Origin of the sequence: Advenella sp. FME57 (assembly GCF_014897675.1) — a bacterium.
Lineage (GTDB): Bacteria > Pseudomonadota > Gammaproteobacteria > Burkholderiales > Burkholderiaceae_B > Advenella.
In genome coordinates this window covers 1-15467 of sequence record NZ_JABUXU010000026.1, presented here as the reverse complement: position 1 = coordinate 15467, position 15467 = coordinate 1, and the positions used below count along the sequence as shown (strand labels likewise).

General features: G+C 53.9%; 14 protein-coding genes and 1 riboswitch. Of the genes, 9 read left to right on the top strand and 5 right to left on the bottom strand.

Annotated features, from left to right (window positions below):
• The first annotated feature begins 127 nt into the window (after nt 1-127).
• Nucleotides 128-712: a LysE family translocator gene (locus INT32_RS20625; RefSeq protein WP_226817327.1), complete on the top strand. Its 585-nt coding sequence runs from the start codon at nt 128-130 to the stop codon at nt 710-712.
• Nucleotides 713-843: 131 nt separating this feature from the next.
• Here INT32_RS20625 and INT32_RS20620 read toward each other — a convergent pair whose 3' ends face one another.
• The gene (locus tag INT32_RS20620) at nt 844-1905 is read right to left on the bottom strand and encodes a LacI family DNA-binding transcriptional regulator (RefSeq protein ID WP_193090572.1); all 1062 of its coding nucleotides are present in this window, start codon (nt 1903-1905) and stop codon (nt 844-846) included.
• A gap of 134 nt (nt 1906-2039) precedes the next feature.
• Between INT32_RS20620 and INT32_RS20615 the strand changes: the two genes are divergently transcribed.
• The 6 genes from INT32_RS20615 (at nt 2040) to INT32_RS20590 (ending at nt 8758) form a co-directional block, all read left to right on the top strand.
• Nucleotides 2040-2984, top strand: coding sequence for a 2-hydroxyacid dehydrogenase (locus tag INT32_RS20615; protein ID WP_193090571.1), 945 nt, complete (start codon nt 2040-2042; stop codon nt 2982-2984).
• 24 nt (nt 2985-3008) lie between these two features.
• Nucleotides 3009-4001: a tripartite tricarboxylate transporter substrate binding protein gene (locus INT32_RS20610; RefSeq protein WP_226817319.1), complete on the top strand. Its 993-nt coding sequence runs from the start codon at nt 3009-3011 to the stop codon at nt 3999-4001.
• A gap of 13 nt (nt 4002-4014) precedes the next feature.
• The gene (gene araD / locus INT32_RS20605) at nt 4015-5760 is read left to right on the top strand and encodes an L-arabinonate dehydratase (protein ID WP_193090570.1); all 1746 of its coding nucleotides are present in this window, start codon (nt 4015-4017) and stop codon (nt 5758-5760) included.
• A gap of 41 nt (nt 5761-5801) precedes the next feature.
• Nucleotides 5802-6611 carry an HpcH/HpaI aldolase/citrate lyase family protein gene (locus INT32_RS20600; RefSeq protein ID WP_193090569.1) on the top strand — a complete coding sequence of 270 codons (810 nt, stop codon included), beginning with the start codon at nt 5802-5804 and terminating at the stop codon, nt 6609-6611.
• Between the two features lie 60 nt (nt 6612-6671).
• Nucleotides 6672-7655 carry a tripartite tricarboxylate transporter substrate binding protein gene (locus INT32_RS20595; RefSeq protein WP_193090568.1) on the top strand — a complete coding sequence of 328 codons (984 nt, stop codon included), beginning with the start codon at nt 6672-6674 and terminating at the stop codon, nt 7653-7655.
• Nucleotides 7656-8047: 392 nt separating this feature from the next.
• Nucleotides 8048-8758 carry a TerC family protein gene (locus INT32_RS20590; protein WP_193090567.1) on the top strand — a complete coding sequence of 237 codons (711 nt, stop codon included), beginning with the start codon at nt 8048-8050 and terminating at the stop codon, nt 8756-8758.
• A gap of 93 nt (nt 8759-8851) precedes the next feature.
• Here INT32_RS20590 and INT32_RS20585 read toward each other — a convergent pair whose 3' ends face one another.
• Both INT32_RS20585 and INT32_RS20580 read right to left on the bottom strand, forming a co-directional pair.
• Nucleotides 8852-9790 carry an N-carbamoyl-D-amino-acid hydrolase gene (locus tag INT32_RS20585; RefSeq protein ID WP_193090566.1) on the bottom strand — a complete coding sequence of 313 codons (939 nt, stop codon included), beginning with the start codon at nt 9788-9790 and terminating at the stop codon, nt 8852-8854.
• A gap of 223 nt (nt 9791-10013) precedes the next feature.
• Nucleotides 10014-10955: a LysR family transcriptional regulator gene (locus INT32_RS20580; RefSeq protein ID WP_193090565.1), complete on the bottom strand. Its 942-nt coding sequence runs from the start codon at nt 10953-10955 to the stop codon at nt 10014-10016.
• Nucleotides 10956-11077: 122 nt separating this feature from the next.
• Here INT32_RS20580 and INT32_RS20575 point away from each other — a divergent pair, with 122 nt between their 5' ends.
• Both INT32_RS20575 and INT32_RS20570 read left to right on the top strand, forming a co-directional pair.
• Nucleotides 11078-12067, top strand: a complete 990-nt coding sequence (locus INT32_RS20575) for a tripartite tricarboxylate transporter substrate binding protein (RefSeq protein WP_193090564.1) — start codon at nt 11078-11080, stop codon at nt 12065-12067.
• Between the two features lie 29 nt (nt 12068-12096).
• On the top strand, nt 12097-13545 hold the full coding sequence (locus INT32_RS20570; protein ID WP_193090563.1) for an amidohydrolase family protein: 1449 nt from the start codon (nt 12097-12099) through the stop codon (nt 13543-13545).
• Nucleotides 13546-13610: 65 nt separating this feature from the next.
• Here the strand turns inward: INT32_RS20570 and INT32_RS20565 are convergent, their stop codons facing one another.
• Both INT32_RS20565 and INT32_RS20560 read right to left on the bottom strand, forming a co-directional pair.
• Entirely contained in the window at nt 13611-14114 is a 504-nt protein-coding gene (locus tag INT32_RS20565) for a DUF1801 domain-containing protein (RefSeq protein WP_193090562.1), read from the bottom strand.
• 184 nt (nt 14115-14298) lie between these two features.
• Nucleotides 14299-14877 (bottom strand): TMEM165/GDT1 family protein, encoded by a 579-nt coding sequence (locus tag INT32_RS20560; protein ID WP_193090561.1) that lies wholly within the window; start codon nt 14875-14877, stop codon nt 14299-14301.
• A gap of 2 nt (nt 14878-14879) precedes the next feature.
• A riboswitch (yybP-ykoY riboswitch) is annotated at nt 14880-15053 on the bottom strand.
• Nucleotides 15054-15467: the final 414 nt, after the last annotated feature.

Genomic DNA, 15467 nt, shown 5'->3' with positions numbered 1-15467 from the left:
CGGCTGTCATATTAAATCAGGGACAGCTTGTTTTGCAGTACGATTATTTTCATACGCGCTCACCTCAAAAGGAACCATCGTGCCGGAAACAACCACTATCATTGCTTTTGCTGCGGTCTCCCTTGGAATGGTGCTCACCCCCGGGCCCAATATGATTTACCTGGTGTCGCGCTCGATCTGCCAGGGGCGGCGCGCTGGCATGATGTCCCTTCTGGGCGTGCTGCTTGGTTTCATTTTCTATATGGTTAGTGCTGCGCTGGGTATTACCGCCTTGCTTTTTGCCGTCCCTTACGCCTACGAAGCGCTCTGTTATGGTGGCGCCCTGTACTTGCTCTATATGGCCTGGCAGGCTGTACGCCCTGGTGGCCAATCTCCATTTCAAGTGAAAACATTGGCGCCCGATAGCCCCAGAAAACTGTTTTTGATGGGGTTTCTGACGAACCTGCTGAACCCCAAAATAGCAGTCATGTATCTTTCCCTGCTCCCGCAGTTTGTTGATCCGGAAAAAGGCAGCATTCTGGCCCAGTCGCTGGCTCTGGGATCCGTACAGATTGCTGTCAGCATCAGTGTAAATATGCTGATTGTCATTCTGGCCGGAAGCATTGCCTCTTTCCTGGCGGCCCGCCCGACCTGGGTGGTGGTCCAGCGCTGGCTGATGGGTACCGTGCTGGCCGGGCTGGCCATCAGAATGGCCATGTCTGCCAGACGTTGATCATATTTATCGGTTCGAGCAAGGCGAAAATGCCTCGCTGGCGGGACAGGTCGGGGCTTTGCTTACTGGCGTTAGGTTGCGTTGCCTGCGAAACGGCATCGCAACCTAACGCACGTTGAATCATTGCACCATTACAAATGCAATTGGCTGCTTTCCCTGATGATCAGATCACATGGCAACATGTCTTCAACGATATTATTGTCGCCGCCTGGTCCGGCCGCCAACTGCTTCAGCACGGTTCGCGCTGCGTGCTGGCCAATCTGATAGCGTGCCGGGCGCAGGGTCGTCAGGGCCGGGCGCAGTCTTGCGGAAATGGAGGCATCGCCAAACCCTGCAATGGCGCAATCGCGGGGCAGGACAAGATCGCATGAAGGGGCGTGCAATATGGCGCCCGCCGCCATATTGTCATTGGCAAAAATCAACGCCTGGGGCCGGGAATCTGCAGGTAAACGGGACAACGCTTCAATGCCAATGGCTCCGGCCTCGAACTCGTCATTTTCCGGAATAATTTGCACGTCCGCGTTCAGGCCGGCATTCGTCATGGCTTGGGCATACCCTTGCGCGCGTTGTTTGGCGCGGAAATCTTCGGTGGTGTGCGACATGACAAACTGGAGCCGGGTGGCGCCTTGTTCCAGAAAGTGCCTGGCCAGTATGGCTCCTGTCTCGATATGCGGGAACCCCACTTGATGAAACGGCCGCCCCGATACCAGTCCCCAGGCTTCGATCACGGGAATGTTGAGTGCGCGCAGCATGGCCTCGGCTGCGGGCGTGTGGTCGTGGCGTGTCAGGATCAGGGCGGTGGGATGCCAGCCAACAAAAGTGCGGATGGCCTGTTCTTCCAGTTCCTGAGAATACTGGGCGTTGGCCAGCAGCAGTTGCAGTCCCGATGCCTGCAGTTCGTCTGTCATACCCTTGACCAGATCGGCAAAGGTGGCGCTGGCGATGTTCTGCATGACCGCGCAAACCACCCGCCCATGTCCTGAAGCCAGCCCGCCTGCTACCTGACTGGGGACATAGCCGATCCGGTCAATAATTTCACGCAAGCGTTCTCGCAACGCTACGGAGACCTTTTCCGGCGAATTGAAGTAACGCGAAACGGTAATTGAGGAAACGCCGGCCAGAGCGGCCACGTCATGGATGGTGTATGAGCCTGCTTTGCGACGCGTGGTACGTGATGTTTGTTTTTGAGTCATGGTTTATCCCAATGGCGTGTTGTTTGACCAACGCCCTACAATTATATCAATGTTACCGGTAACAGTTACCGGTAACATACCGAACCGGCTAAATGTATTCTTACGATTGTGTGTTCCGACGATTGCCTGCACCTATGACCCGACCCATCCTCCTTGTTGTCACACCATTTTCGCAGGAAGCGCTTGTGCCCTTGCAGGAGCACTTTGATATTGTGCAATGGCAATCCTTGCCATCGCCCGAGGCATTTTGCGCCCAGCACGGGTCAGAGGTGCTGGTCTTGATTACCAATGGCATGGCTGGTGTGCCTGCACTGTGCCGCGACGCCTTGGCGAATTTGGCGCTCATTGCGTGCAACGGGGTAGGGCACGACGCCATTGACCTGGACTGGGCCGATGCCCGGGGGATTCGTGTTACCAACACACCAGACGTTCTCTCGGCGGATGTGGCGGATTTTGCAATGGCATTGGCATTGGCGGCATTCAGGCGAGTGCCGGCGGCAGACCGGTATGTGCGCGAGAACAAGTGGAGTCGCCTGGGCGCATTTGCGCTGACCAGGCGGTTCTGGGGTTCAAAAGTCGGCATTGTGGGTCTGGGTCGTATCGGCCATCTGATTGCCAGACGTGCTGGCGCATTTGAGACCCAAATCGGATACACGGGCCGACGACAACAGGACGGGGTTGCCTACGCATATTTCCCGACGGTGCTGGCACTGGCCCGGTGGGCAGACTTGCTTATTGTGGCCACACCTGGTGGCGCCGATACCCATCATCTGGTGTCTCGGGCCGAGCTGGAGGCGCTCGGCCCGGAGGGCGTACTGGTTAATGTCGCGCGTGGATCTGTTGTAAATCAGTCGGCGCTGATTGATTGCCTGGAAAGCGGCCGGCTGGGCGCAGCGGCGCTGGATGTCTTTGAGGAGGAGCCGCAAGTGCCCGAAGCAATTGCCCATTGCGCGTCCACGGTCCTTAGCCCTCACATTGCCAGTGCCACCGTGCAAACCCGCCAGGCCATGGCTGCACTCGTGGTGGACAATATTTTGCAGCATATCAATGTCAAAAGTCTTATTTCACCTGTGAACTGACCCTATAACAAGCAAGGAGATAACATGAACCCATCCAATCTAATACGTCGAACCTATACCATGGCCGTGCTGCTGGCAGGCATGATGTTTTTTTCACCTGTTTACGCCCAGACAGATCAATATCCCGAAAAGCCAATCACATTTGTCGTGCCGTACCCAGCGGGCGGGGTGGCTGATCAGTTTGCCCGAAGCATGGCTACCGAGTTGGGAAAGCGTCTGGGGCAGTCTGTAGTAGTCAGCAACCGTGCCGGCGCCAACGGTAATATTGGGTCTGCCTATGCAGCCAAGCAGTCTGCCGATGGTTATACCCTGTTGTTGGGCTCGACCAGCACCCTGGCCGTGAATCCGCATTTGTACAAAGATATGGGTTACGACCCGATCAAGGATTTGCAACCGGTGACATTGACGCACCAAATGCCAAATGTGTTGATTGTCGGCGCTGGTACCCCTTATAAGAGTGTTGCAGATTTAGTCAAGGCCGCCAGGGGCGAACCGGGTCGTATCGCCTTCGGATCTGCTGGCAATGGCAATTCCATGCATCTGGCGGGAGAGTTGTTCCAAAAACAGAGTGGCACAAAATTGATGCATGTCCCGTATAAAGGTGCACCTCCGGCCCTAACCGATGTCATGGGAGGGTCGCTGCCCACGATGTTTATCAATCTGCCTTCGGTGGTCGGCTATGCCGATTCGGACAAGATCCGGATACTCGCGGTTGCAGCACCCACGCGAGCCAAAGTATTACCGAATGTGCCTACGTTCGAGCAGGCCGGTGTTCCTGGTGTGATCTCCAGCGTCTGGAATGGCATTCTCGTTCGCAGCGGGACGCCCGACGCCATCGTCAGCAAACTGAATCAGAACATTGTGGCAATCCTGCAATCACAAGCGTTTCGCCAGCCACTGGAAAATCAGGGGTATGAAGTGCTGTCTTCCACACCGCAGGAGTTTGCAGATTTATTGCAAAAAGACACCAAGGTTATGGGCGAGCAAGTTCGCGGTGCTGGTATTCAAATAGATTGATCGAGGTATTGTTGTGCAGAAAAAACTACATCAATTGCGCAGCCAGCGCTGGTTTGCGAGCGATGATATTCGAGGATTTGCGCATCGTCAGCGTATGCAGCAGCAAGGGCTCTCGCGTGAGGAATTCATGGGCCGCCCTATTGTCGGTATTCTGAATACCTGGAGCGACCTGTCGCCCTGCCACGCGCATCTTCGGGATCGTGCCCAGGCGATCAAGCGCGGCGTATTGCAGGCCGGCGGATATCCGCTGGAGCTACCGGCCATGAGTCTGGGCGAGGTCATGGTCAAGCCCACGACCATGCTGTATCGAAATTTTCTTGCCATGGAGGCTGAAGAGTTGATCCGCAGTCTCCCACTGGACGGCGTAGTGTTGCTGGGCGGCTGTGATAAAACCACGCCGGGCCTGGTGATGGGAGCCATTTCCATGGATGTGCCGGCACTGTTCTGCCCGGCAGGCTCCATGCTGAATGATCGCTATCAGGGACAGGCAGTCGGGGCGGGAACACACACCAAGAAATACTGGGAGCAATACACCATTGGCGACATCGGTCAGTCTGAATGGATCAGTCTGGAAGCCCGGATGACCCGCGCGCCTGGCACATGCAACACAATGGGCACCGCCAGCACCATGACGTCCATCGTCGAGGCTATGGGGCTTGCCCTGCCCGGTTCAACCAGCCTGCCAGCCATGGATGCAGCACATACCCGCATGGCCTGGGCCTGCGGCCAGCGCATTGTCTCCATGATTTGGGAAGATTTGCGCCCCTCTCGCATTCTGACCCGCGATGCATTCCTGAACGGGGTTGCAACCTGGATGGCGCTGGGCGGCTCCACCAATGCGGCTGTCCACTTGCCAGCGATGGCCGGGCGAGCAGGGGTTGCACTGGACCTTGATGATTTTGATGCATTGGCACGCCAGGTGCCGGTACTGGCCAATCTGTTTCCTTCGGGCAACCGGCTGATGGAAGATTTTTACTACGCGGGTGGTCTGCCCGCATTATTGCAACGTATTCGGGCGTATTTGCAACTGGATGCCCTCACTTGCACCGGAACAACATTGGGCGCCAATATCGAGGGACAAGCCTGTTCCGATGACGATGTGATCCGCCCGCTGGACAACCCGGTCATTCCCGCAACACAACAGTGTCCAGAGGCAGGGATGGCATTGGCCGTATTGCGGGGCAATCTATGTCCGGATGGCGCGGTGATCAAGCCCTCTGCAGCGACCCCGGCCCTGTTACGACATACCGGGCCTGCTCTGGTTTTTGATTCCAATGCCGATATGCTGGCGGCCATCAACGATCCGGACCTGAACGTAAACGAGAATACCGTCCTGGTGCTGCGCAATGGCGGTCCGGTTGGCGGGCCAGGGATGCCGGAATGGGGCAATCTGCCTATTCCGAAGAAATTGTTGAAGCAGGGGATTCGCGATATCGTCCGTCTGTCTGACTCACGCATGAGCGGTACTCATTATGGCACTTGTGTATTGCACATAGCGCCGGAGTCGGCCGTGGGCGGTCCCTTGGCACTGGTGCGTACGGGCGATCTGATCCGGCTGGATATCAATGCGAGAACACTTGATGTTCTGGTTTCCGACAGCGAACTGGCGCTGCGCCGCAGTCAATGGCGTGCCCCCGAACCGCCCTATAAACGCGGCTTCACGCGCATCTACCAGCACGAGGTGACACAAGCCAATCTTGGTTGTGATTTCACTTCCCTGGCCGGAAACGAGAAGACTCCGGAACCACCCATCTACTGATTCAAACCCTTGCATTTGCATTAACGACAACAGGAGTATGTATGCCCGCAGCAACTGATCTGCTAGAAAACCCTTTTCGCGCCCGCCTTGCTCAGCCCGGGGCGCCGCTAGGCACCTGGCTCATGTCCGGTACGTCGAGTACCGCTGAGGCGATGGGGCGCGCCGGCTTTGATTGGTTGCTGGTAGATCTGGAACATGTACCGCTTGATAATCAGGATGCCCTGCATGTATTGCAGGCTATCGCGGGAACCAATGCCTGCGCGGTAGCACGCCTAGCGGCAAATGATCCTGTTCTGTTCAAGCGAGCCCTGGATCTTGGCGCCCAGACCGTGATGGTGCCTTTTGTTGACAGCGCGCAAGCCGCGCGGCAGGCGGTCAGCAACGCCAAATATCCCCCGCTTGGGACGCGTGGCTTTGCTGCAGTACATCGGGCCAGTGGCTATGGCACCGCAGCCGATTATGCAAAGCGCGCAAATGACTCGGTCTTCACCATTATTCAGTTGGAAACGCCACAGGCCGTGGCTGCGCTTGAGGACATTGCTGCCGTGCCCGGGGTGGATGCGCTGTTTCTTGGTCCTGGTGATCTGTCGGCGAACATGGGGCATATCGGCAATCTGGCCCATCCGGAGGTGCAGCACGTGATCGCCGACGTGGCGCGGCGTTGCCAGGCCATTGGCGTGCCTTGCGGCATTGTGGGGCCCACCCCGGAAATGGTCTCGACCTTTATCAGTTCCGGCTATGCGTTTGTGGCAGTGGCCTCTGACATGGGCATGATGATGCGTCAGGCCAGCGCGTTTATTCAGGATATCCGCCCGGCACAGGCAAAGGGCTATGACGGTGGCGCTTATTGATCTGTCATCGTTGACGGCAAAGTAGTGTGCCGTTGCACTTGAACAATGAAGGAGACAAATATGATATTTGGCATCACGACATCGAATCGGAAAAAGCGTATCAAATATGCAATGCTCTTGGTCGCTACATCGGTCCTGAGTACGAGCGCCACAGCCCAGAACGCCTATCCGGAAAACCCGGTGACCATTCTGGTGCCGTTCGGCCCGGGCGGCACGTCGGATATCATGGCCAGGATTCTTGCAAAACACCTGCGCGAGGCGATGGGTGGCAATCTCATTATAGATAACAAGGGCGGCGCGGGTGGCGCAATCGGCATGATGCAGCTTAAGCGGGCCAAGCCGGATGGCTATACTCTTGGTTTATCCGTCATCGGCCCGGAAGTGTTGCAACCTGGCATGCGTAAGACCGGTTACACATATCAGGATTTTGATCATATCTGCGGGACCTATTCAGTGCCGCTTGTGATGATGGTGCCCCAGGACTCAGTATTCAAAAACATGCAGGATGTTGTCGCATTCGCCAGGAAAAATCCCAAGCAACTGACTTACGGCACGTCCGGTACAGGCACGTTGCTGCATATTGCCATGGAAATGCTCATGAAACAGGCAAATTCAACGGCGCTGCATGTGCCCTATAAAAGCTCTGCAGAAATGGTGACTGGGCTATTGGGAAAACAGGTAATGGTGATCAGCGATACCACAACAGTGGCCAAGCAATACAAGCTGCGTCCCCTGGGCATTTTTTCCGACCAAAGGCTCAAATCCAGTCCACAGGTGGCCACAACTCAGGAAGGTGGATGGCCGATCCAGGCAACCATCTGGGGAGGGCTGATTGCACCCAAGGGACTGCCGCAGGACATCGTCGCGAAACTGGAAACAGCATGCGAAAAGGCGGTGAACAGCGAAGGTTACAAAGCTGATGTGGAGCCCCTGGATACGCCACCTCATTTTATGGGAGCCAAAGCGTTCGCTGACTTTGCCAAAGCTGAATCGGAAAAATACACCAAACTGATTCAGCAGATGGGTATCAGTCTTGAAAAATAGGAATGATTCGATTTTTCACAACAGCAGGGAGGGTGTTTTCTGGGGCAATACGTAACGACCCTACTTGACATAATTTTCTCAAAAGATATACTTATTCGATCAAGGGGAGTAGCTTTCCGCCGCCGCATCGTCATTACGGCTGTCATGCCTTGGCATGACGCCCGGTGCCCGGGCAACACACCTGGTGTTGTAAGCAAGACCTTGCCATTAAAGGGCAAGGTCCATAAATCCTGATTAAGAATAAATGGCCTGTGTCCTTAACGGATCAGGCCATTTTCGTTTCTGTCGATACTTTCTGTATTGGCTGGCAGCACGTCACCCTGTCGTGCTGCCAGAACGGGCCGATCCATATTCAATTCGAATTTTTATATTATTGGATTCCGGGTGAACTTATGCTTGAATTTTTTCAGACTCTGAGCTGGACAGCGGTCTTTCAAATTATCATGATTGATATCCTGCTGGGTGGTGATAATGCGGTTGTGATTGCGCTGGCCTGCCGTAACCTGCCGAAAAAGCAGCGCATGCAGGGAATTTTGTGGGGCACTGCCGGTGCGATCATTCTTCGGGTCGTGCTCATTACATTTGCATTGACACTATTGACGATTCCCTATCTCAAGATTGTGGGCGGCTTGCTGCTCATCTGGATCGGGATCAAGCTGCTCATCCCGGACGATGATGGGCATGACAAGATCGATGGCGGCGCGTCGGTCTTGTCTGCGGTAAAGACGATTATCATCGCGGACTTTGTCATGAGCCTGGATAACGTCATTGCGATTGCCGGCGCGGCGCAGAGTGCGCACGCAGATCATCAGACGGGGCTGGTTATTGCGGGTCTGATTATCAGCGTGCCTATCATCATCTGGGGCAGCACACTGGTGTTGAAACTTATTGATCATTATCCCGGCGTGGTGCTTTTCGGTGCAGCATTGCTGGGCTGGATCGCAGGTGGCATGTTGGTCAGTGACCAGGTTGTGATAGAGCGTTTCGGCGAAGTCACCGGTACGGTCAAGATCGCCGTTGAAGTCGGTGGCGCCTTGCTGGTCGCGTTGGTCGGAAGCTGGCTGGCGCGACGCAAGAAAGTGGTATCTGCAAAGCAGGCATAACGCAGCAGCTGTACTGGCAACGACACAGGCGGTCTTGGTGGTCGCCTGTGCCGGTATCCTGGCGGGGTCGTCGCCCAGTTTGTTTCGGATCGCTTAAAGCGGCCTGCCGCGGCCAGTTCTTCGCGTAATCAGTCCGTAAAATTCGGGCCGTCGGTGGTTTTCAAAATTGAACACATTCTTGCGGAATACGTCTGCCAGCGCCAGATCCGCTTTAACGGTGATTACCTCGTCTTCTTCTGTGCTCGCTTGTGCAACGATCTCACCTGTGGGCGCAACGATCACGGATCCCCCTATCATGTGATGGCCGTCCTCCGATCCGCATTTGGCCGCCGCCGCAGCCCACACGCTATTCTGGTATGCGCTGGCCTGCAGTGTAATCAAATGATGATGCATTCGCAGATGAACCGGTTCCGGCCAATGGATATTCTGCGAGGGCGTGTTATACCCTAGCACGATGACCTCGGCGTTTTGCAAAGCCATGACGCGCCAGGTTTCGGACCAGCGGCGGTCATTGCACAAACACATGCCAATATTGGCGCCCATGGCCTCCCATACGCCAAATGTCTTGTCTCCAACCTGGAAGAATTTCTTTTCCAGATGTTGAAACGGAGCATCCATTTTGTGATCATCGTGCCCTGGCAAATGAATTTTTCTATATTTGCCAACTATTTCCCCTTTTTCATTGACCAGTATCGCGCTATTGTAGGGAGTACCTTCCGGTGTGAGCTCTGCATAACCTAGATAAAATGCGATCTTGCGTTTTCTGGCTTCATCAAACAGAGGTTGTACGGACGGATTAGGCATGCTCTGTTCAAAAAAACGCGCTTGCGCTTCATTTTCGTCCATCCAGTATCGAGGGAAAAAAGTGGTTAATGCTAACTCCGGGAAAACAATCAGGTTTGCACCACGCCCGTGTGCTTCTTTGAGCATTTCAATCAAGCGGTTGACGACCGATTGACGAGTATCGTCAAGGTTTATGCCACCAAGCTGGGCAACGGCGATTCCAAGAGTGCGAGTAGGATGATCTTTCAAGATATATGCGTCCACTATAGATGATGAAGTGAATCATGCCATCGTATTGCGGTTGTCGTAAATAGGGCGTGTGTCGGCAGTCCGTATCGTTTAAATGCAATCACCGGTTGGGTGAGAGTCTTTCCCCTATTGGCGTTGGTGCAAGGTGGTGTAGAAGGGCAGGCGACAACGTCGATAGTCAAAGGTTATGGGCTGCAGACAAAATTTGATATCGGAATCGGCATTATTGCTGCGACAAGGTCTTTTTTAGAGCGGCAACGAAGCGGCGAGCCAGTAAGGGCAATGGACTCAGATTGGACCGGGTCACCCAAATTTCTATCGTGGCTGCGGGCGATATCGGTTTGATAATAATGGATTCGTTCTCGCCGGGCAGGCAACTGCGGTCTACGAGAGCAGGCCCCAGTCCCTGGAGGACGAAGGCGTAGGCGCTGACAGGGGAACGTACCTCTATTGCTGCAGGACAATTGGCGCCGTGTTCTCCAAAGAAGTTCAATAGTGCATTGGCCAGTGGGGTGTTTTGCGGATAGCCTATCCAGGCAGCGTTTGTAAAATCATGTGGCGCAATCACCTCATGATTGGCAAGCGGATGGTCTTTTGGAACGATACAGACAATTGGTTGCTCTCCAATTTTCACTGAGCTCAAATGCGGATGATCCGATGCGTTCATCGAAATGCCGATATCTGCCTGTCCGCTCAGAAAATAGGCAACCTGCTCATCGAACGTGACATTTCGATGGTCGACGTTGGCGCTTTGGTTGCTGGCTCTGAAATATGCGAGCGCCTGCGGAATCAGTTTCTGACCAAAAGTGGCGCTTGAGATAATTTTCAGTTGCCCTGACCCATCGTTGCCCAGGGATGCAGCAAGACTATTTACTCGCTGCACAGTGTTATAGACCTCTTCTACTTGCGTGTATAAACGTCTTGCCTCAGGGGTCGGATGCAGTCCATTGCGAGACCGCTCAAAAAGCAGGTAGCCAAGTCTGCTTTCCGTCAGAGCAAGGACTCTGCTGATGGCAGGCTGGGACACGTGCAGTGCCCGGCCGGCATTACTGATCGAGCCGGCGACCATAATGGTGCGAAAAACCTCGATTTGCCGAAGACTCAGCGGTGGTCGGGCATGACCGGCATCTGCACCCATATAGTCAGAAAAATCGTCATTTTCCATAAGGCTTCCAGTCTTTATCGATAACGTCGGATTATAGCTTGGCAATATTTTTCGATAAGGGGGTTGTTATGTGTCGGTGCTAATCTAGGCGACACTGCATAAAATGAAAACAGGAGACCGTTATGTTTCGAATTATCCCGCAGGTGCTGGCCTTACTCATGCTGTCCGCATCCTCTTGCCTGATGGCGTTTGCTCATGCCGAAACGGGACAGTGGCCTCAAAAACCCGTTTCATTCGTCTTGCCTTCTGCCGCGGGAGGATCGCCAGACGTACTGTCCCGGCTGGTAATGAACCAGGTTTCGCAGCAGATGAATGCGACGTTTGTCGTTGAAAACCGCCCTGGCGCTGCAGGCAGCATTGGCATGGTTCAGTTAAAGCGTGCAGCAGCGGATGGCTATACCATTGGTTATGGCAATATCAATACGCTGGCAGTTAACCGCTCTCTGTTCAATACGCTGAACTACGATGTGCAAGCCGATTTTGCGCCCGTTATACATCTGTTTAACTTATACAACGTATTGATTGTACCTGCGGATTCCTCGGTAAAAAGCGTTACCGATTTAATAGAAAAAGCCCGTAAGGCGCCAAACAAGTTATCTTATGGCGCCTCGGGTGTGGGTACAACCGGGCATATGGGGGGCGAGTTGTTCAAAAGCCTGGCAAAGATTGAAGTGCAGTTTATTCCTTATACGGGAGGGCCGGCAGCATTACAGGATCTTGTCGGCGGACGACTGGATTTTATGTTCACCAACTCGTCTGAGGCGATGCCGATGATCAAGAGCGGTAAGGTTCGGGCGTTGGGGGTCAGTAGTCTGAAGCGGTTGGAACTATTACCAGAGGTACCTACTTTGGATGAAGCAGGTGTCAAAGGCTATGAAACAGTTGCCTGGGGCGGAGTAGTTGCGCCAAAAGGCACGCCAGGCGAAATTATTCAGACATTGAATAAGGCACTGGGCAATGCACTTCGTGCGCCCGAGGTGCTAAAGGGGCTCGCCTTATTGGGCGCGGAGCCGGTGGGAGGCTCTCCAGAGCAATTTACCCGCCTTATTGATTTGGAAACCAGAAAGTGGCGCCAGATTATCGAGACGGCTGGCATTGAGAAGCTCAATTGAGCCGGGAACACCAGAGGCAGGAAAACCAAATGCAAATGGACACCGTAATCGCGGGAGCAATACTGATCGATGGAAGCGGAAACGAGCCGTTTGAAGCTGACATTGGCCTCTATGGTGAACGTATTGTTTGCTTGGGGCAGTTTCAGCATCCTTCGGATGTGTCGGTAGTTGATGCTACCGGGTACATGATTGCACCAGGTTTTATCGATTCCCACACTCATGATGATGGGTATTTATTGGCGCATCCCGACATGTTGCCAAAGGTATCGCAAGGCATTACTACAGTGGTAACGGGAAATTGTGGCATCAGTCTGGCGCCATTGGCCAGAAAGGCGGTGCCACAACCGCTAGACTTGCTGGGACCGATGGATCTTTTTCGCTTTTCCTCGTTCAAATCCTGGATTGAAGCGCTGCGTGCTACGCCAGCAGCCGTTAACGTTATACCGTTGGTAGGTCATACAACGCTACGGGTTGGGGTGATGAACGACACATCGTGTGCTGCATGGCCTGCCGAGCGGCAGGCCATGCGTCAATTGCTTAAAGAGGCCCTGCAAGCGGGTGCATTCGGCGTGTCTACCGGTACTTTTTATCCTCCAGCAGCGGCGGCAACCACAGACGAAATTATCGATGTGTGTTTGCCCATGAAAGAGCACGGCGGCATATATGCAACTCATTTGCGAGACGAGGCGGATCAAATCGTTATGGCGATGCAAGAGGCGCTGGAAATTGGACGAGCGATTGACTGTCGAGTCGTTTTTTCGCATCACAAACTGGCAGGTGAGAAAAATCACGGACGGTCACGCGAAACCCTGAAAATGATCGCTGAGGCTGCGCAGCTGCAGCCCGTTTGCCTTGATTGTCACCCTTACCCTGCTACCTCGACAATGCTGCGTCTGGATCGGGTCCGTATCTCGCGTCGCACCATGATTACATGGTGTCAGAATCATCCGGAAGTGGCCGGCATGGACTTCAGTCAAATCATGAACGAGTGGCAATTGGATGAGCAGGAGACGTTCGAGCGACTGAGTCCGGCAGGCGCTATCTACTTTCTCATGGATGAAGAAGATGTATGTCGGATTTTCAAATTCCCGATGACAATGGTTGGATCCGATGGGCTTCCTTTTGACTCACATCCTCACCCCAGGCAGTGGGGAACGTTTACCAACGTGTTGCGCACGATGGTACGGGAGCGCAAATTGCTGACACTTCAGGAGGCAATCCACCGAATGACAGGTCTTGCCGCTGAAAATTACGGATTGCATGAGCGAGGCCTGATACGCGAAGGTTACTTTGCAGACCTCATTATGTTTGATCCGGATAGTGTCGCCGATATGGCGACGTTTGAAAACCCGATCAGAGCCAGCAAAGGCATCGAGGCGGTCTGGGTAAATGGTGTCAGGGTCTGGGATGGGAAACAGACAGGCGCTTTGCGTCCGGGAAAGGTGCTCACGCCACGCCGCTTGAGTTCTTCAAATTAATGTCCGGGCGACGTCCGATTCCAGTAGATGGAGAGGGATTTGAACGCGCGCTTTGACCCTTGCGGCTACAGCTTTTCTCCCGGCAGTTGGCTGGCCTGCCGGATCCAGTCGCTGATTTGCTGCTCATCAAATTCGCCTTCCCGAATATCCAGATAGCGCACTTCCTTATGCTTGGACTCTCCTGGCGGGATCGGCCGCAACGAGGTGCCGCGGAAAAAAGTGATCTTGATATATTTCGTAAAGCAATGCAGGCTCAGAAACCACCCATCGTCGTTGACACCATAAAAGGGCGAGTTCCATTTCACGGCTTTGTTTACGCTCGGCACGATGTGTTCGATAAGGGCATCAAGTCGGCGTCCGGTCTCGTTTTTCCAGCCGGGCATGGCCTTTATATATGCCTGCACGGGTGCATCGCCATATCCTTTGGGAATCTGGGGGTTGCCGCCGGAAAGCAAAACAACGTGTTCTGGTGCCGACTTTGCCGCGGTACTGTTGTCGGGCTCTTCTTTGCGTGCCGCCCGAGCTTTGGGTTTGGGGGCAGCCGTTGTGGATTTTCTCGAACTGGCCATGACTGCACTCCTGTCTTTTCATGTTTGGTTAGATACGTCGCCTGACGAGACGCTATTGCAAATAAAATTCAGGCAAGCACGAGTCCGGTTAATCTGATTCGTGCTTGCGCCTTGTCACGACAGGTGCGACACAATCTTATCATCCACTGCATATAGCGTAAAACATGGCGCTTGAGCAACAGAGTCAGAACCCCCAGCCAGACCCGGCGCCAAGCAGGGTAGCAATGCCCAGCACCAGGAAAATACAGGCCGCGATTGTGTGTACCAGCTTCATGGATACGCGCTGGCCCAGCTGTTTGCCCAGGATTACCGCGGGTACGTCTGCAATCATCATGCCCAGGGTTGTGCCGATGACCACTTCAATCGGAAATGCGCTTTTGGCCGCCAGGGCGACTGTGGCCAATTGTGTTTTATCGCCCATTTCTGCCAGGAAAAAGGTTATCAGGGTCGCACCAAATACGCCGAATTTTCTGCCCAGCGGCGCTTCTTCCTCGTCTATTTTATCGGGAATCATGGTCCATGCAGCCATGGCAATAAAAGAAATGCCCAGTATCCAGCGCAGTGCTTGCGGGCTGATGGCAGTGGTAATCCAGGCGCCCACTGCACCGGCCAGTGCGTGATTGACGATGGTGGCACACAGAATGCCAAGAATAATAGGGATGGGTTTTTTGAACCGGGTTGCCAGAATGAAGGCAAGTAGTTGCGTTTTATCGCCGATTTCGGCCAGCGTAACCACGCCGGTGGAAAGCAGAAGGGTTTGCATGAATCAATACCGCGACCGGACAATAGACGAATGATCACCTTTTTTCTCCGGCCATAACGAAAAAAAGTGATCAAAGGTCTTGCCAAGCGATATCGCTGTCTACGCCATGATGCACGCATCAAGTATGTTGACGTAAACCTCAGGAAAATGAGCGGCTACTCCCCAATGATGGCTAAATTATATCGGACCTTTTACCGTAACGGGATAAACCGTAGAAAGTATATGGAAATATAAAATGCGAATAATTATCATTAGCAAACAGGCGAGTGCTGGCAGTGAGGAACGGCGCTGATCAACAGCCACGGGAGTACGTCAAATGTGTCATATGATCGCAATCCTTTTGCATTTGGCATAGACGATGTACACCAGTTAGCCGCAGCGGCAGGCCTTGTCGCAGAGGAGCGAACCAGATAAAAAGGAGCGTTTCGAGAAAAAGACAGGCATCGCCTGTCTCCAGTCTTTTTAAGGTGCTTAAAAATGCGGGTATCCGCGTCGTTTGTCGACTAGACGCCCGTGCACATATCCACTGCACCAGCTATGGCCTGCCAGGCGAGCCTCGGTGTGGATTTGTTAAATCATTTCACGGTCGC